21 protein-coding genes are annotated in these 17071 nt (G+C 51.3%); 6 read left to right on the forward strand and 15 right to left on the reverse strand.

The window, feature by feature from the left end; genetic code table 11:
* The 7 genes from ybgF to SU32_RS10450 form a co-directional block, all read right to left on the reverse strand.
* A complete protein-coding gene (gene ybgF / locus SU32_RS10420) occupies positions 1 to 876 on the reverse strand; it encodes a tol-pal system protein YbgF (RefSeq protein ID WP_053999303.1) in 876 nt (291 codons plus the stop codon).
* A gap of 138 nt (positions 877 to 1014) precedes the next feature.
* Positions 1015 to 1500 (reverse strand): peptidoglycan-associated lipoprotein Pal, encoded by a 486-nt coding sequence (pal, locus tag SU32_RS10425; protein ID WP_425394269.1) that lies wholly within the window; start codon positions 1498 to 1500, stop codon positions 1015 to 1017.
* 235 nt (positions 1501 to 1735) lie between these two features.
* On the reverse strand, positions 1736 to 3016 hold the full coding sequence (tolB, locus tag SU32_RS10430; protein WP_425394270.1) for a Tol-Pal system beta propeller repeat protein TolB: 1281 nt from the start codon (positions 3014 to 3016) through the stop codon (positions 1736 to 1738).
* Between the two features lie 101 nt (positions 3017 to 3117).
* A complete protein-coding gene (locus SU32_RS10435; RefSeq protein ID WP_053999306.1) occupies positions 3118 to 4245 on the reverse strand; it encodes a cell envelope integrity TolA family protein in 1128 nt (375 codons plus the stop codon).
* 5 nt (positions 4246 to 4250) lie between these two features.
* Entirely contained in the window at positions 4251 to 4697 is a 447-nt protein-coding gene (gene tolR, locus SU32_RS10440; protein ID WP_053999307.1) for a protein TolR, read from the reverse strand.
* 5 nt (positions 4698 to 4702) lie between these two features.
* Positions 4703 to 5404, reverse strand: coding sequence for a protein TolQ (tolQ, locus tag SU32_RS10445; protein WP_053999308.1), 702 nt, complete (start codon positions 5402 to 5404; stop codon positions 4703 to 4705).
* Between the two features lie 204 nt (positions 5405 to 5608).
* Positions 5609 to 6091 (reverse strand): YbgC/FadM family acyl-CoA thioesterase, encoded by a 483-nt coding sequence (locus SU32_RS10450; protein ID WP_053999309.1) that lies wholly within the window; start codon positions 6089 to 6091, stop codon positions 5609 to 5611.
* A gap of 33 nt (positions 6092 to 6124) precedes the next feature.
* Here SU32_RS10450 and SU32_RS10455 point away from each other — a divergent pair, with 33 nt between their 5' ends.
* The gene (locus SU32_RS10455) at positions 6125 to 7396 is read left to right on the forward strand and encodes a glycoside hydrolase family 5 protein (protein WP_160316307.1); all 1272 of its coding nucleotides are present in this window, start codon (positions 6125 to 6127) and stop codon (positions 7394 to 7396) included.
* Here SU32_RS10455 and SU32_RS10460 read toward each other — a convergent pair.
* From SU32_RS10460 to ruvC, 6 genes are all read right to left on the reverse strand, one after another.
* Positions 7393 to 7947 (reverse strand): redoxin domain-containing protein, encoded by a 555-nt coding sequence (locus SU32_RS10460; protein WP_053999311.1) that lies wholly within the window; start codon positions 7945 to 7947, stop codon positions 7393 to 7395. The two genes, SU32_RS10455 and SU32_RS10460, sit on opposite strands and share 4 nt — an antisense overlap.
* A 92-nt stretch (positions 7948 to 8039) precedes the next feature.
* The gene (gene ruvB / locus SU32_RS10465; protein ID WP_053999312.1) at positions 8040 to 9080 is read right to left on the reverse strand and encodes a Holliday junction branch migration DNA helicase RuvB; all 1041 of its coding nucleotides are present in this window, start codon (positions 9078 to 9080) and stop codon (positions 8040 to 8042) included.
* Entirely contained in the window at positions 9080 to 9472 is a 393-nt protein-coding gene (locus SU32_RS10470) for a hypothetical protein (protein WP_053999313.1), read from the reverse strand. Before SU32_RS10470 ends, ruvB begins: the two co-directional genes overlap by 1 nt.
* Positions 9469 to 9990 carry a hypothetical protein gene (locus tag SU32_RS10475; protein ID WP_053999314.1) on the reverse strand — a complete coding sequence of 174 codons (522 nt, stop codon included), beginning with the start codon at positions 9988 to 9990 and terminating at the stop codon, positions 9469 to 9471. The genes SU32_RS10470 and SU32_RS10475 overlap by 4 nt, the downstream gene beginning before the upstream one ends.
* On the reverse strand, positions 9987 to 10601 hold the full coding sequence (gene ruvA, locus SU32_RS10480; protein ID WP_053999315.1) for a Holliday junction branch migration protein RuvA: 615 nt from the start codon (positions 10599 to 10601) through the stop codon (positions 9987 to 9989). Before ruvA ends, SU32_RS10475 begins: the two co-directional genes overlap by 4 nt.
* The gene (gene ruvC / locus SU32_RS10485; RefSeq protein WP_053999316.1) at positions 10598 to 11110 is read right to left on the reverse strand and encodes a crossover junction endodeoxyribonuclease RuvC; all 513 of its coding nucleotides are present in this window, start codon (positions 11108 to 11110) and stop codon (positions 10598 to 10600) included. The genes ruvA and ruvC overlap by 4 nt, the downstream gene beginning before the upstream one ends.
* A gap of 106 nt (positions 11111 to 11216) precedes the next feature.
* Between ruvC and SU32_RS10490 the strand changes: the two genes are divergently transcribed.
* Together SU32_RS10490 and SU32_RS10495 are read left to right on the forward strand one after the other, a co-directional pair.
* Entirely contained in the window at positions 11217 to 12131 is a 915-nt protein-coding gene (locus SU32_RS10490; RefSeq protein ID WP_053999317.1) for an ornithine cyclodeaminase family protein, read from the forward strand.
* On the forward strand, positions 12128 to 12892 hold the full coding sequence (locus SU32_RS10495) for a sulfite exporter TauE/SafE family protein (RefSeq protein WP_160316308.1): 765 nt from the start codon (positions 12128 to 12130) through the stop codon (positions 12890 to 12892). The genes SU32_RS10490 and SU32_RS10495 overlap by 4 nt, the downstream gene beginning before the upstream one ends.
* An 8-nt stretch (positions 12893 to 12900) precedes the next feature.
* Here SU32_RS10495 and SU32_RS10500 read toward each other — a convergent pair whose 3' ends face one another.
* Entirely contained in the window at positions 12901 to 14406 is a 1506-nt protein-coding gene (locus tag SU32_RS10500) for a methyl-accepting chemotaxis protein (RefSeq protein WP_053999319.1), read from the reverse strand.
* Positions 14407 to 14542: 136 nt separating this feature from the next.
* The gene (locus SU32_RS10505) at positions 14543 to 15295 is read right to left on the reverse strand and encodes a YebC/PmpR family DNA-binding transcriptional regulator (protein ID WP_053999320.1); all 753 of its coding nucleotides are present in this window, start codon (positions 15293 to 15295) and stop codon (positions 14543 to 14545) included.
* 88 nt (positions 15296 to 15383) lie between these two features.
* Here SU32_RS10505 and SU32_RS10510 point away from each other — a divergent pair, with 88 nt between their 5' ends.
* The 3 genes from SU32_RS10510 (at position 15384) to SU32_RS10520 (ending at position 17070) form a co-directional block, all read left to right on the forward strand.
* Positions 15384 to 15830, forward strand: a complete 447-nt coding sequence (locus SU32_RS10510; RefSeq protein ID WP_053999321.1) for a GFA family protein — start codon at positions 15384 to 15386, stop codon at positions 15828 to 15830.
* 3 nt (positions 15831 to 15833) lie between these two features.
* Complete coding sequence (locus tag SU32_RS10515) at positions 15834 to 16118, forward strand: hypothetical protein (RefSeq protein WP_053999322.1); 285 nt, start codon at positions 15834 to 15836, stop codon at positions 16116 to 16118.
* Between the two features lie 115 nt (positions 16119 to 16233).
* On the forward strand, positions 16234 to 17070 hold the full coding sequence (locus tag SU32_RS10520; protein WP_053999323.1) for an MBL fold metallo-hydrolase: 837 nt from the start codon (positions 16234 to 16236) through the stop codon (positions 17068 to 17070).
* Position 17071: the final 1 nt, after the last annotated feature.

Here is a 17071-nt window from a genome sequence, read left to right on the forward strand (position 1 = left end):
CTAGCACTTGGCCTTCGCACGTTCCTCATCGATCTTTTTACGCAATGGCTGGGACATATTGGTATGGGTTTGAACCGCATCGGCGAAGGTCACACAGGCAACTTCGCGATTACCAAGGGCAGCCATAATCGTGCCGATCTTATACATCGTTTCAGGCGCTTTGTCCGCATTGGGATATTGTGTACGCACGTCGATAAACTCGTCCACCGCATCTTCATATTTGCCTTGCGCCAGCAGACTTTCACCAAGCCAGAAGCGCGCATCGGCAATCAGAGGATCGTCCGGATATGTACTTGAAAATGTGGAGAATACGCCCTCTGCAAGCTTGTAGTCTCCCGACAGGATATAGCCATATCCGGCCTTGTAGAGTTCTTCGGCATTCATCTCGCCCGAAACGCTTGCAACCTGCGCTCCGTCCACTGATCTTTCGACACTTTGTGCCGAAAAATCAATGGACGTATCAACAATGTTGCCGTTTTCATCAAGTGTGATCGCACCTAAATTGCGCGGCGGCGCACCGGCTTCAGCCGCCTGGGAACCGCCTAGGCGCGGTTCTGTTGTCGTGGTAAGCGCCGGACTGTTATCCGGCTGCGCCTCTGCGACATTACGTGTCTTTTCATCAGTGGACGGCTCTACAGCGCCCTGCTTTTGATCTTCAAGTTCCTGAATGCGGTATTCCATGTCTTCCTGCTGCTTGCGGATGTTTTCCTGCATTTGCAATAGCTGGAAATTCAGCTCTTCGATCTGTCCGTTGAGCTGACGGATTTGCTCCTGAAGTTCGGTCACGCGTGGATCGCCCACCTGCGCGTGGGTCACCCCCGTTAACAGCAACGCCGTAAACACTGCCAGTTTTAAAGTTACAATAACGCGATACATAAAATATTAGCCCTCAATCTTTGCCCCTACAGACGTCATAAAGTGAACGCTGCTTCCACGGCAAAACTATGTCATTTTTCCCATCAGCTTAAATAAAAAAAGCGGCCTAAGCCGCTTTTTTCCGAAAAGTTCTGAAAATCAGGTGCCGCTTGGGCCGCCCAGATTGGTAACTGCGCGTCTGTTTTGTGACCAGCAGGAAATGTCATCACATACGGCAACCGGACGCTCTTTACCGAATGATAAAGTCTTGATGCGGTTGCGCGGAACACCTTGCGAAACAAGATAGTCGCGTGTTGCGGCTGCGCGGCGGGCACCAAGTGCCAAGTTGTATTCGCGTGTACCGCGTTCGTCCGCATGACCTTCAACAGTGATCTGGTAATTCGGATAACGGTTAAGCCACTGTGCCTGACGCGCCAATGTCTGCTGTGCATCGCTGCGGATAGAAGATGAATCCGTGTCAAAGAAAATGCGGTCACCGACATTGACTGTAAAGTCCTGTGTCGTACCGGGCTGTGCACCATTGGCACCAAGGCCAAGATCGTTTGCATTGTTAGGCAAAGTGTTCTTCTTTGCACAGCCTGCAACAGCAAGCGTTGTCATAAGAACCAATGCGAGTGAACGCATCGCAGAAAAAGTAGAAAAATGTTGTGTCTGGGTCAGGCGCATGGCCTTTTCCTCTTCAATCTTATCGGTTTTGGTTATCTTTTGATAACCTTATTTGCATTAACGGCCACTCAACAGAGATGGTTAGCAAGACCTTAATCAGATCGGCTAAAACCTCATGGGCCAAGAAACAGTGGTGCCGCATCGCCCTGTGCGAGAAATGCGGCAAATTAACGGCACACGGCAAATTTGCGCCTTAATCGAGCAATGGCGACCATGCCGGATCAGAGCCAAAGTTTGGCGTTTCGACTTTCTGTTCATTGCGGCCCGTCAAATCAATTGAATAGAGCTGCGGACCGGATGAACCCGAACCCTGACGGAAGAACATCAGGACACGGCCATTGGGTGCCCATGTCGGTCCTTCATTGTGAAAGCCTGTTGTCAAAATACGTTCGCCGGAGCCATCAGGGCGCATTACGCCGATGGAAAACTGGCCGCCGGACTGTTTTGTAAAGGCGATCAGATCACCGCGCGGCGACCAAACCGGCGTTGAATAGGAGCCATTGCCGAAAGAGATACGCGTTGCACCGCCGCCATTTGCGCCCATGACATAAAGTTGCTGACGTCCGCCACGGTCGGATTCAAATACAATCTGGCTACCGTCCGGTGAATAGGAAGGCGACGTATCAATGGATGATGAATTGGTCAGACGCGTTGTGTTGCGCGAGCCCAAATCCATTGAGTAAATATTCGCATTACCGTCCTCCTGCTGCAGGCTCATAATGACCTTTGAACCGTCAGGCGAAAAGCGCGGGCTAAACGTCATGCCAGGGAAATCCCCGACAAGCTCGCGCTGTCCGGTTTCAAGCTGCAAGAGATAAACTTTCGGCTGCCCGCCGGCAAAATCCATATAGGTAATTTCCTGGCGTGTCGGCGAGAAGCGCGGTGTAAGCACCAGATCACCGCCATTGGTCAGATTGCGCACATTCGCACCGTCCTGATCCATGATCGCCAGTTTTTTGACACGGTTGTTTTTCGGACCCGATTCATTGACGAAAACAACACGGGTATCAAAATAACCTTTTTCACCTGTCAAACGCTCATAGATGGCATCGGCAATAATATGCGCGACACGGCGCCAGTTTTCACGCGTGGTGAAAAACTGCTCACCGGCCATTTGTTCACCGACAAATGTATCCCAAAGCCGGAATTCCGCTTTAAGGCGACCACCTTCATCGGTCACACGGCCGGTAACAAGCGCCTGCGCATTGATAACTTTCCAGTCTTCAAAACGCGGTGACGCATCAGGATTGCTGACCTTTTCAATAAAGGCTGCTTTATCAATCGGAGCAAACAGTCCTGAGCGGCGAAGATCGGCTTCGACGACCTGACTGATTTTTGCACCAATCCCGTCACCGGAAATAAAATCGGTAATCGCAATCGGCAACGGTTCGATATTACCCTTATTGATGTCGATTTCGACCAGCGCGCGCGCCGGGAGCGTAAGCATAATGATCGCTGCGATGGTCATAACCATCGGACGTAGCAAACGTATCGATGCTGTTTTCAACATTAAACTATTCCTCTTTAGACCAAGCGTTTTATCACGCATTCTATTTTGTGTAGCGGTCAATTGTGTCATCTAAACATCTCGGACGGGTCAAAGTTCACGACCACATCACGCCAGCTGTCATATTTATCGGCTGGCAATTGGAAGCCTTGGCTGCCGCAGCGTGCCACAGCACGCACTGCACTGTCATCAAGCTGGCGATTGCCTGATGATGACGTCACGCGCGGCTTGCCTTCCAGTTGCGCTGATTGGTTAAGTTGGAACTGAACGGAAACTTTCAAGCCCACTTCGCCTTGCGCGCTGGCCGGAATACTCCAACAGGCTTGAATCTGGCCACGCAGCGAATCCATTTCGCTCTGTGTTAGTGTATTGCCCGTTGTCGTTCTGCTTCCGCCCGCAGATGCCTGCTGGTTATTGGCCTTGGAGCCACCACCCGAACCTTGTTCACGGTTCAAAAGCGATGCAACCTCATCAGACTTTTCTTCGGTCTCTTCTTGCGTTGCGGATGACTGGGCCTGCTGGGTTTCTTCCTTCTTGCGCTCCGGCGTTTTGGCCGTTTGTGCCTGCGGTCTTTCCGGACGCGCCTGCGGTGTCGGCAACTGATCAGGCAATTGCACATTCTTAGGCGTTTCTTCAGGTGCCGGTTCCGGCTCAGCTTCCGGTGCAGGTTCTTCAGTCACCTCTTCAGGCACCGACGCTGTTTCCGGCTCGGCTTCTGTTATCAGTTCTTCAACCGGATCTTCAACAACCTCTTCTTTCGGCTCTGGCTCTGGCGCGATTTCGGTCGCAGGTGTTGCTTCCGGCTCCGGTGTATCTTCTACAACCGGTGTTGGCTCTTCGCGCGGTGCAGGACGTGGCAACGGCACATCTGTCGGGTCCGGCAAACGTGCTTCTTCCACTTCAACCGCTTTTTGTGTTTCGGTTTCCGGCGTTGACTGGTCTTTTTCCTGATTACCGATATTGACCGCATCCGGATCAGGTTCAGGCGGTTCGGTCGGCGCAACAGATGAAGGCCCGTCCTTGGGCGCATCCTTCGCGCCTTCCTGTATTTGGGTCAGTTCGGCTGCTGTCACCAGTTCAACCGGCAATGCCTCAACATCATCCACTTCAAAGGATGCAGGCGCACTAATATTGACCAGTCCCCAACCCAGAACCAGTACGTGTAGTGTAACCGATGTGGCTAAACCCGCGCGCATGTGTTTTATCCGTCGCTTTCCTGAAGCGTTACAAGACCGATATTTCTGTATCCGGCCTGATTGATACGGCCCATGACCTTCATGATCGTGCCGTAGTCGGCAGTCTGGTCGCCGCGAATATAAATCCGCTCGTCATAACCGGTCTCGGCAATTGCTTCGAGTTTCGGTACAACTTCCTCGATCGGAATGGCGGTTTCCTGCAAAAAGATTTCGCCTTCCTGATTGACCGAAATTGTAATCGGCTGTGTGTCGGAATTAAGCGCTTTTGCCTGCGTTTCAGGCAGATCAATCGGCACACCAACCGTTAAAAGCGGCGCGGCTACCATAAAGATAATAAGCAGCACCAGCATAACATCGACGAACGGTGTTACGTTGATTTCCGCAATCGGACGCGCACCGGCAGGGCGGCGGTTGCGTTTGCGGCGTGATACATATCCGGCAGAACCAGCCATAAAGATTACTCCGCAGCTGTGCGCTGTTGCTGTGAGGCACGCTCATCGATCTGGCGTGAGAGTATGCCCGAAAATTCATCGGCAAAGGCTTCAAGGCGCGAGCCGATTTTGCCCGCATCCGTTGTCAGCTTGTTATAGGCAAGCAGTGCCGGAATAGCGGCAAGCAGACCAATTGCTGTCGCCAGAAGCGCTTCGGCAATACCCGGCGCGACAACTGCAAGGTTGGTTGAATCAGAACCGGCAATCGCCTGAAACGACGTCATGATACCGATAACCGTTCCGAACAGGCCGACATAAACGGCAATCGAACCGACCGACGCCAGAAAGCCAAGCCGCGATTCAAGACGGTCCATTTCACGGACAAGCGCGACATCCATCGCGCGGTCAATGCGGCTTTGCAGGCTGATCGGTGAACGCGCGCCGCGCTCATAGGATTTTTTCCACTCGCGCATGGCAGCAACAAAAAGCGATCCCATGCCGGATGTTTTGCGGTCAGACAAGGTGCGGTAAAGCTCCTCCAATGACTGGCCGGACCAAAAAGTCTCCTCAAAGCGGTTGAGCTGCGAGCGTATACGCTTGAAGGCAATTGTTTTATCAACAATGATCGCCCACGTCCAAATAGAGGCGGCCAACAACCCGATCATCACCATTTTCACGATCAAACCGGCCTGTAGGAAAAGGCCTAGAATCGAGACATCGTGTTCCATTTCAAAGTCCTTCGAATCGAAACGCCCGGCGTTACGTCACCGGGCGGCAAATTGCGCGCTGTGTGAAGTCAATACGCCAAGCTTTATTATGAGCAGGCACTTCGAGCACAAATTAGGTGAAACAATGGCACAAGCGTGACACAGCCTCATTCAGGTGCATTAATAACTCATTATCCTTAAAAGAGTCTTAGGATTCTTGTTTATTCAGGCAGAATCACTGACCACAAGCGCGCCGAATGCCTGTTTCCAGTCTTCCGGAAAACGTCTTGGTTTGCTTTCACTGTTGATCAATGCCGCCGTGATTTCCGCTTCGATCAGCACATCGTCAGCGCGCACAATCTTCTGCGCCATCATGCAGCGGGCACCGCCAACAAATGTAAGTTGCGTCTCGATCTGCAATATATCGTCAATCGCAGCGCTGGCTTTAAAATCAATCTCCATGCGCCGCACCACCCAGAAGAGCGGCCCTTCCGGTGTTTTCAGCAGATCAGTATGATGCACGCCGATACAGCGCAGAAAGTCCGACCGTCCCCGTTCAAGAAACTCAAGATAGCGTCCATGATAAACCGCACCTGAAAAATCGGTGTCGGCAAAATATACCCGCGCGGTCAGAAAATGTGTTTTCTCATCAATTTGTCCGGCAAGCGCGACAGTTTCTCCGCGTTCACCATTTTGAGAGTTTGTCATGTCGCAGTCCGGTTTTAGATGATATTTAAACCCATGATTGAAAGTAAACCGACATCAATTGCAAGAATTATTGCCGCCGCTTTGGTGATTGCGGTCGGTTTTTACAGTCTACCGGCCCATGCCGCCACTTTCAAAACCGGACGTGGTATCTCCATGGATCAATGGGTCACATGGCCCGATGAAAGCCAATGGAATGATCCGGATGTGCTGAACAATTTTCCCGAATGGCAAAAATTTGTCGATGATGACGCTATAAAATCTTTGCGTGAAAACGGCATGGAAACCGTGCGTATTCCCGTCGATACAGCGATCTTCCTTTTTGATGATGATCAGCAACGCCGACAGACTTTACTGCAAAGTCTGCATAACGCGATCGGGCGTATCATGGATGCCGACCTTAAAGTTATCGTCGATCTTCACACTATATCTTATAGCGCAGACAGGAAGGTCATCGGCATTGACCAAATTCTCAATGATGATCTGGCATTTATAAAATACAAAACCTTTGTCGCCGATATGGCGCGCTCATTGTCCCAATATGATGCGTCCGCTCTTGCGCTGGAAATTATCAACGAGCCTCAATATGATTGCGGCAGAGCGGATGAAATGAAGATCTGGCAGGCGCAGGCGACACAGCTTCACAGCGCCGCGCGCAAGGCGAATGAGAATATCACGCTGATTGTTCCCGGCGCTTGCTATGCGTCCGCAAAGGGGCTGACACAGCTTGATCCGGCTGCATTTGCCGATGAGAACATCATCTGGACATTTCATTCCTATGAGCCGTTCATCATAACCCATCAGAGCGCAAATTGGATCGGCAAACCAGTCAGCGCATTTCAGAACCTGCCCTACCCGCCATCGCAGCTTGCCCCTTCCGTTATTCGCGATTTGCCAAAAAACAATGATCGCTACATCGACGACACGCTTGGCGGCTTAACGCGAAGCAATGCAGGCTGGTATATCCGCAACGAGCTGGAAGATTGGGGTGACGCCGATAATCTGGCCGACATGCTCGAAGCGCCCTTTAAAAGAGTGGCGAAATGGGCCGCCCGCCATAACATTACACCCGATGAAATATATCTGGGCGAGTTTGGCTTCATCGCGCAGGAATATGGCAAGGACTTCAAAATACCTGAAGCATGGCGCATTGCCTACTTAAAAGACATGATTGCTATTGCCGACAAATATCAGTTCGGCTGGTCCATCTGGTCCTTTGGCGGGGCATTCGGCATGGCCCAAACTTTTGGTGGTGAGACCATGCCGGGCGAGCTTTTGAAAAAGCTCGATTTGCCTAGCGGCAATTAATCCAGCGTGACGATCTCGCCGCGTGCCGGATAGTTCTTATCAACAATAAAGTCGATTGTGTTCAAGAATGGCTCAAGCGCCGGCCTCCCCCACGGAGCGCTCTGCACACTGGAATAGAATAGGGTATTGTCCGGCTTGATGAGAAAGAACCCCGGCTCGGCGAATTTGATCGGCTCTTCTACATTAACAGATGTCAGGCCGCGACTTGTCGAAATGAACAAACCCCACTCGCGCGCCTGCTCCAAGGTCAATCCATAGGCCAGCTTCAATTTATCGAGCTTGGCGGATTCATGCATTTCCTTAGCGCGGTCTTCGCCGTCCACGGAAATAGCCGTCAGCATGGCACCTTTCTGCTCAAATTTTTCAACCAGCGCTTCGGCTTCTTCAAGCTGTTTGCGGCAAACAGGACAATGCCAGCCACGATAAAATATCAGGATTGAAAATGTGTCAGGCGCTTCGTTGGTCAGGCTCCACTCACCGCCGCCGACAAGCGGTAATGTCAGCTCTGGCACCGGTTGGCGCGGGATAAGAGTTTGAATGTCGTTTTGCATGGTGTCTCCTTTGCACAGACAACATTCATTGACTAATTTTGTTCACAAGAGCCAGTCACAAAAATTTGTGCGGAAAAGAGAAAAGACGCACCTTACGCCTCGTCATCAAAAAGGCCCGATTGCACCGCCGCCATGTCAGACGGTGCCTTTAATCCCATATGATCCCAGGCACGCGGCGTCATGATGCGCCCGCGTGGTGTGCGCTGAATAAACCCCTGCTGGATAAGATAAGGCTCGATAATATCTTCAATCGCATCGCGCGGTTCGGACAGCGCGGCAGCGATGGTCTCAATCCCAACCGGCCCGCCGCCAAAATTACGGGCAATCTGGTTAAGATAACGCCGGTCAAGCGAATCCAGTCCAATGGAATCCACCTCCAGCCGCGAAAGCGCCTTGTCCGCAATCTCCTTGGTCACAAGATCGGATTTGGCCACATCGGCAAAATCACGCACACGGCGCAGCAAACGTCCGGCAATACGCGGCGTGCCGCGCGAACGGCGGGCAATTTCCATCGCGCCTTCATCATTGATGTTCAGGCCCATAATGCGTGCACCGCGCCGCACGATTTGTTCAAGCTCCTCTGCTGTATAAAATTCCAGTCGCACAGGTATGCCGAAACGGTCACGCAGGGGCGTCGTCAAAAGCCCCAGACGCGTTGTCGCCGCAACGAGCGTAAATTTCGATAAATCAATTTTGACAGAACGCGCCGCCGGCCCCTCACCGATAATCAGATCAAGCTGATAATCTTCCATCGCCGGATAAAGGATTTCTTCTACTGCCGGATTAAGCCGGTGTATCTCGTCGATAAACAGCACATCGCGCTCTTCCAGATTGGTCAAAAGCGCGGCCAGATCGCCCGCTTTGGCAATCACGGGACCGGATGTCGAACGGAAATTAACGCCCAGCTCCTTGGCCATAATTTGCGCTAAGGTCGTTTTACCCAGCCCCGGCGGCCCGACAAAAAGCACATGGTCCAATGCCTCGCCGCGGCTCTTGGCCGCTTCGATAAACACTTTTAGATTTTCCCGCGCAGCTTTCTGGCCGGTAAAATCATCAAGTGTTTGCGGGCGCAGCGAAGTGTCAAAATCTTCGCCTTTTTTTTCAGCATCAATTATCCGGTCAGCGTCGTTCATCAAAGTCCCTTTAGTCCGAATAGTCCACGGCTACACCATAGGATAAATGCTGTCACGGCGCCCAAGCTACTAATCAAAAGTGTCCCCATCAATAAAGACTCGGGCAAAAGCAATCCCAACATAATAATGGCCGGGATTAGCCCGCCTAAAAATCCGCTGAAAACCGCCCGCGGCATATCCATTGAACCGGAGCGCCTTCGCCACTCAACCATAATAAAACCGCCAAGCAAGCCGCATGGCACAAAGCACAATACCAAATAGATAAATGCGCCCCAAAACATAAAATCATACGCAAAAAAGCCAACATAAATGGCATGATAGATAGTTGTGCCGATCAGCGATCCGACAAAACCCGAAACCAGCACACATCTGACTTTTTGTGAGAATGTCATTGTCTTAATTTGCCGGATGGAGCAATTGTCAGGAACCGGCCAAACAGGCGAACAAGGCAATAGGCTGAAATCCAGCCTAATGCCACAAACACAGCGAACATTGTCAAGCTTTCTGCGCCCACGTCCCATTCGTCACCGACGAACAGGTAACATGCCCAAAAAAATGACGTTAAAAAAACGAAGCCACAAATAACGCTAAAATGAAGTTTCCTGAAATAAACAGCATAGATCCACGTCAGCAACCCTGAAAAAAAGGCAGGCACTGCACCCAAGAAATGAGATGTTGCCGCAAATAAAAATGGAACCAGAAGAAAACCACGCACGTCTTCAAGGCTTGGCTGTGATCGATTGTCCATGCTCAACATTTCAAGCAATGCACGGCCCAGCATAAGAACATCAAAACCTATACCCAGAATGAAACCGCCGATGGGAGGACCGATAATTGTTGCACCAAGAACAATAATAAAAAAATCACGCCAGTGAATTTTCTCTATTCCAGCACGCTTGAAAGCGTTCATTTAGCCAATTCCTTCAAGCCAAGCCTTATCAGCTTTGCACTGTCGGCATTGTCTCCGGCTTCGCGCATGGCCGCGCCAACAGCATTGGCCGCCTGCTCGCGCGAATATCCCAGATTGGCAAGCGCGGACACCGCATCGGTTACCGCACTGGAGGCAACCCCTTCGCCAAGCTCCTGCTTCAGGCCCATTGAACCTGCCGCCTCGCCGGAAAATGCCGGTGCCTTGTTTTTAAGCTCCGTGACAATGCGCTGCGCCACCTTCGGGCCGATACCGGGCGCGCGCGCCACCATCGCTTTGTCCTGAAGCGCAATCGCGTTGGCCAGATCAGATGGCGTTAAAGTGGAGAGTATTGCCAGCGCAACTTTCGCGCCCACGCCTTGCACGCTTTGCAACAGGCGAAACCAGTCGCGCTCAAGCAGCGTGGAAAAACCAAACAGTTTGAGCTGGTCTTCACGCACATAGGTTTCGATGTGCAAAACAGCCGCCTCACCCGCTGTCATTTTCGACAATGTCCGCGCCGAACAGAATGCGACATAGCCCACACCATGCACATCCAGAACAATGTGGTCCTCTTCAATGTCATCCACCGTGCCTTTGAGTTTTCCGATCATGCCGATGCAAACCTTTTTTCCAACCGTCGCGATTTGCGCATATGTGCATGACAAATGGCAATCGCCAATGCGTCGGCCGCATCTTCGGTGGAAAACTGCGCGCGCGGCATCAAAACTTTCACCATCATGGCTATCTGTTTTTTATCACCGTGCCCCACACCGATGACCGATTTTTTGACTTGGTTGGGCGCATATTCCTCAACCGGCAATCCGGATAAAGCCGGTACGAGCATCGCAACGCCCCGCGCCTGTCCCAGCTTCAGCGTCGAGGCCGGATTAACGTTTGAAAACGTGTTCTCCACAGCAGCTTCATGTGGCATGTTGGTGTGAATAACATCCGCCAGACCATCGTGTAATTCGCGCAGACGCGAAGCCAGATCCAGTTTCGATGTCGATGTTACCGTGCCCGAAGCAATAAATTTCAGTGAATTACCCATGGTTTCAATGATCCCCCAGCCGGTACGCTGAAGTCCTGGGTCAATGCCGATAATGCGAATCGCTTCTGTCATGGTCCAACCTGTTTTATTCCCCTTAACCCAATAAAGCGCAAAAGTGAACAAACCAGAAACATTTTAACGGCTTTACATTTCAAACGCCAAATGCATTCTCGCTCGCATGGACATACAATTTATCAAATCGACCGATGCGGACCACCTCCTTAATTGGCAGATGATCTGTAATGCAATTATCGAAGGCCATAAGCTGCCCAAAGCGCAACTGGGCGACCAGTTCTTAGAATGCGGTGACAAGACGGTCCTTTCACGTGCCGCTGCTATTCCCGGTCTTGGCCAAGGGGTAAAAACGGTAACGGTGACCCCTGACAACCCGCAGCGCAATCTGCCGACGGTGCAAGGTGCGATGCTGATCTTTGATGATGAGACCGGCACGCCAAAAGCCATGATTGAAAGCGATATTGTCACCAAATGGAAAACCGCCGGTGACAGCGTATTGGGCGCAAAATTATTGGCAAATCCGGAGCCGGAAAACCTGCTTGTCGTTGGCGCGGGAACCGTGGGCGACAATCTGATCGATGCCTATCGCGCGGTTTTTCCATCCATCAAAAATGTGTCCATCTGGAACCGCACTTTTAAAAACGCTGAAAAACTGGCCGCTCAAAAAGATGCTGTCGCCGTTGAGAATTTGGCAGAGGCTTGCGGCCGCAATGATATCGTTTCGGCTGCGACTTATTGCTTGGAACCACTTATCAAAGGCGCGTGGATTAAGCCCGGCACCCATGTTGATCTGATCGGTGCATTCAAAGCCGATATGCGCGAGGCGGATGATGCTCTGCTGCAAAAATCACGCCTTTTTGTCGACAGTTTCGAAACGACACTCGAGCATATCGGCGAATTAATGATACCGCTCGCCTCCGGCGCCATCGAACGCAGCGCTGTGTTGGGAGATTTTTACGATCTGGTACCAAACAAAGCCGGAAGACAGTCTAAAGATGAGATCACAGTTTTTAAGAATGGCGGCGGCGCTCATCTTGATCTGATGGTCGCCGACAGGATTTGGAAAGCGGTGAATTGATTGAACTCATCTATGAACATCTGGCAAACCCGGCAAGCCAGATCGTTTTATGCGTCGTGTTCGTAACGGGCATTGTGCGCGGCTTTTCCGGTTTCGGTAGCGGTATGCTTATTGGTCCGACAACCGCCGCATTGTTCACCCCTAAGGTCGCGCTTATTGTTCTTGCCTTTGTCGACAGCCTGCCGTCGATGGCACTGGCCTGGACCACACGCAAACAAACACAGTGGCGCGAAGTATTGCCCATGGTTTTGGGTTATCTCATATTGGTACCGCTAGGCATCTATGTGCTTAAAACCGCAGACCCCTCAGCCCTGCGCTGGTTCATCAGCCTCTCGATCCTAATAGCGGTCACACTATTATGGGGCGGCTATAAATATCGCGGGCCGCGAAGCTCTGCGGTATCTTTAAGCGTTGGCGCAGGCGGCGGCTTTATGGGCGCTGCCGCCGGACTGCCCGGACCGCCCGCGCTGCTATATTGGATGGCCGGAGACAGTAAGGCAGCGCAAGTACGCGCCAATATGATTTTTTATCTGTTCCTGACCGACATTATCATTATCACAGGTTACTTTCTGGGTGATATTTTCACAGTCAGCGCTTCAGCGCTCGGCCTTTTGGCCATGCTTCCATATCTTGTTGGCATTTTTATCGGCTCGAAATGTTTTTCCGGCGCCAGCGAACGATTGTACCGCAATGTTGCATTTTCGATGATTTTGGCGGCGGCCATTCTAGCGTTGCCGCTGCTGGACACGGCACTGCGCTAATTTAGGGCTTAACCGGCAATTTTACAGCCAACGCGGAACCCGCCCCAGTGCTTTCCGCGCACAAATATCGGTGCGGACAGATCTTTCATCAGCGAGAAGACACCGCCGCCCATGTCACGGCGATAGGTTTGCATCAAAAACGGTTTCGTATTGCGCCCTGCAGCCAGTCCTGTCCGGTCATTGAAGATACGCCGGTTTCTGCAATTGGCCGCATTCCAGATCGGATCCCTTGATTGCGGCTTTGAATAAATATGGTTGTGTGTCGGCAAATATCCGTTCCGGTCGATTGCCGCACAAAACACAATTCGCTTATCCAATTCCAAAAATGCTTCTTGAATATCCGGCATCACGCGGTCGGTAAATTCGGTGAATTGTGTCAGCACCTGCTGCGGATCACTGCCCGCAATCGGCTGGTAGTTTTCGTCAAACAAAGCGGACATGCCAATTTTGCCGTCGGTCAATGCCTGCTCGAAAATCGCCGCTGTCCGGTTTGCCGCATCCACACAATGGCGGATGATGTGCGAGTCCTCTGTCTCAACACCGCTCTGCTCGATCAACAGGATCATTTCTTCGGTAAAGCTAACCAGCGTATCAAACTTGTTCGACGTATCGCTTAACGCAGATGTGTTGACCTTTACTTCATTATTGAGCGTACCCATAGTCTCGATGATCTGGCCGCATAGCTCCGAATTGCGCTTCACAGGACCAACGATTTGCCCGATAGAAGCCGTGAGCGTATCAACCTGATCGCCGAACTCACGAAACCGGCCAAACTCTTCGTCAATTTTTTCAGAACGGACAACCGCTTCGGCAGCCAGCTTGCTGCTCATCTCGCCATGTTTAAGAAGCTCGGTCACCGTCGCCTCAAGTGCGTTTAGACGGGCTGTAATGTTTTTTGACACTTCCGATGTCTGAACGGCCAATTCGCGCACCGAACCGGCAATGATTGAAAATCCTTTACCGGCCTCACCGGCCCGTGTCGCAATAATACCGGCATTGATCGCCAGCATCTGCGTCTCACTGGCGATTTTCTGAATGGATTCTGAATAGTCGTAAACTTCCGATAACTTCTCTTTGACACCGGCAAACTCGCTATTGACCGTATCGGCGGATTTCGCCATCGCCGTAATATCGCTGGAAGCAGCGGTAAAGATGTCTTCAACAGATGCCGTTGTTGATTTCAAACCTTGCTGAACACCATCTGCAATGTTTGTTGCCTGGCTTAAAACATCGGTTAATTGAACATTGGCGACCGCAATTTCTTCAGCAGAAGAATAAACCTCGGCAAACGCATCCGATTGTTTTGCCATCGCGCCGGCCACATCGCCAACCGTACCGGATGTGTCAGCAATATTGACCGCCAAGGTGCTGATCTGTCCGCCGACATGTGCAATCACATCGGCCATGCCATCTGTATTTAGATTGCCTGCGGCATTCAAATTTTCTGTAGATAGCGCAACATCCGGTGCAAGGCAGGCATCTGCCTCCTCGTCCTTCAGCATAGGTTCAATCATTGCTATCGCCTCCCCGCAATGCCGCATATGTCATGAGAATATATGCGGACGATTGCGCGGAGCTTGTCACCTTACGCTGCGAAACATAATACTATAGTCGTATCTCGCGCGCGCGATGATTGAACGAAGTTGTGGCCTATGCGTCCAGCTTGGCCATAATCTCGTCAGATATATCTTCGTTCGAGAAGACATTCTGCACATCATCATCTTCATCAAGCGCATCAAGCAGACGCATCAATGTCGCTGCTTTTTCCTCGTCAACCGGTGTCAGGTTTTGAGGTTTCCAGATAATATTGACCGAGTCTGCCTCGCCAAGCGTTTCTTCCAAAGCTTTGGACACGGATCCCAGATCTTCAAACGCACATGTAATGGTATGGCCTTCCTCTTCGGACACAACATCCTCAGCGCCCGCTTCAATAGCTGCTTCCATCACAGCATCCGCATCACCGGCGTCAGGCTTGTAGGTGATTTCGCCGACACGGTCGAACATAAAGGAAACCGAACCGGTTTCGCCAAGCGCGCCGCCGTTTTTGGAAAAACAGGCGCGGATGTTGGAAGCAGAGCGATTGATATTGTCGGTGAGCGCCTCAACAACAATAGCAACGCCGCCTGGGCCATAGCCCTCATAGCGCATTTCTTTATAGTCCTCGGCATCACCGCCAGAACCCTTGTTAATGGCGCGCGCGATATTGTCCTTCGGCATGGATTGGCCTTTGGCGTTCTGGATAGCCAGACGCAGGCGCGGGTTCATATCCGGATCGGTTGTGCCGCCACCCATTTTAACAGCAACCGTGATTTCTTTGGAGAGGCGCGAGAATATCTTCGAGCGCAGTTTGTCCTGACGGCCCTTGCGGTGTTGAATATTCTTGAATTTCGAATGACCAGCCATAAAAGTCTCTTATTTTAGCGATTGGTTATAATGGCTGCTTGTAGAAAAGAACGGGCGAAACGTCCAGCGTCCAAACGAGGATTTTAAATTGGGTGATTTTAAACAGTCAGGTGGCTGCCAGTGCGGTGCTGTGCGCTATACATTGAATAAAAAGCCGGAAGTCATTTACACCTGTCATTGTACAGAATGTCAAAAACAGTCTTCCAGCGCCTTTGGTATTTCCGTTCGCGTTGAAAAAGCATCCGTTGAAATAAAGGGCAAAACCGCCACTTTTACAAAATCATCCGGCGATAAACTCACTGAATGCGAATATTGCCCGTCCTGTGGATCGCGGCTTTTTCACAAACGTCCCGCCTATGAGCAGATGATGAATATTAAAGGCGGCAGTTTTGATGATGCAGCTTGGATAAAACCTGCCGGTCATATATGGATCGGCTCCAAGCAGGATTGGGTTGTACTGCCACAAGGCGATTTAACCTATGATGGCCAGCCTGATAATTATGATGCTCTTACTCAAGCCTACCAGCGGAATTGACATATGCTCTCGAAAATCGTCCTAACAACACTTGTTATCGGCATATGTATCTGGTGGTTTTTGAAAGAAAATACGCGCCGTGGTCATCTGACCGTGCGCGGCTACATCTTCCTGACCGCGCTGGATAGCGGTAAAACCAAAGAAGAAGCCAACCATGCCGCCAGTGCGCCCTTCGACCAGATTCCGCCGGCGATCATTCATGGAACAATGAAATTTCTCGATGAGAACTACAATGGCAAGCAGATGAAGCTTGTCGCCGCCGCACGCAAGAAAGGCATGAAACACTAGAGCAAGTCCATCGGCGATTACGCCGGTCTATGCCCGCAGCGCATCTGCGCACCAATATGTTACTTCGGTAATCGTCCATTGTGCGCTACACTTTTAAAAGCAAGTGAGGTGCGCCATGAAACCATCGATAGCTTTTGCCCTAACTGCCTTGGCAGCTTTTACACTTCTGCCAACACCTGTGATCGCGCAATCTGACGATACGCCGGTGTCGCAATGTCTGGCAATTGCCCAAAAAATGCCCAATGTGATCTTTGCATCCGCATCGGCCAGCCCGCTCGCCATTGATGATGATGTCACTATCACATTTTCGGGCCATTCAACTTACCGCATTGAAACGCCGAAAGGTGTTGTCGCTGCAACTGATTTCGGCGGGTTTTACGGATCGCAACCTACCCCGCCGCGCATTGCGACCATGAACAATGCCCATTCAAGCCATTTTACCATGAACCCTGATCCGGCTATCGAGTATGTGCTGACCGGCTGGAATTTGGGGGCGCCAACGCCGATTGATCACGATCTTATTGTGGAAGATGTTTATGTGCGCAATGTCACCACGGACGTTCGCAGCTTTGGCGACGGGATGATTGCGGATGGCAATTCAATTTTTATCTTTGAAGTTGCCGGTCTTTGTATCGGTCATTTGGGGCATCTGCATCATCCTTTGACCGAAGAGCATTATGCAGACATTGGCCGCCTGGACATCGTAATGGTGCCAGTCGACGGCGGGTTGACCCTCTCGCATGAACGCATGGCGGAACTGACAACGCGGCTACGCTCTTCCATCGTTTTGCCAATGCACCTGCGCGGCAATGCCATTTCGTCTTTCACCAACCTAATGGGTGACGAGTGGAAGATCGAATATCTGAAAGACGACACAATTACAGTTAATATACGCAGCCTGCCCAAACGCCCGACCGTTATGATTCCATACAGTTTACGTTCCAGAGGTTGAA

The sequence above is a fragment of the Ahrensia marina genome, assembly GCF_001293565.1.
Taxonomy (GTDB): Bacteria; Pseudomonadota; Alphaproteobacteria; order Rhizobiales; family Rhizobiaceae; genus Ahrensia; species Ahrensia marina.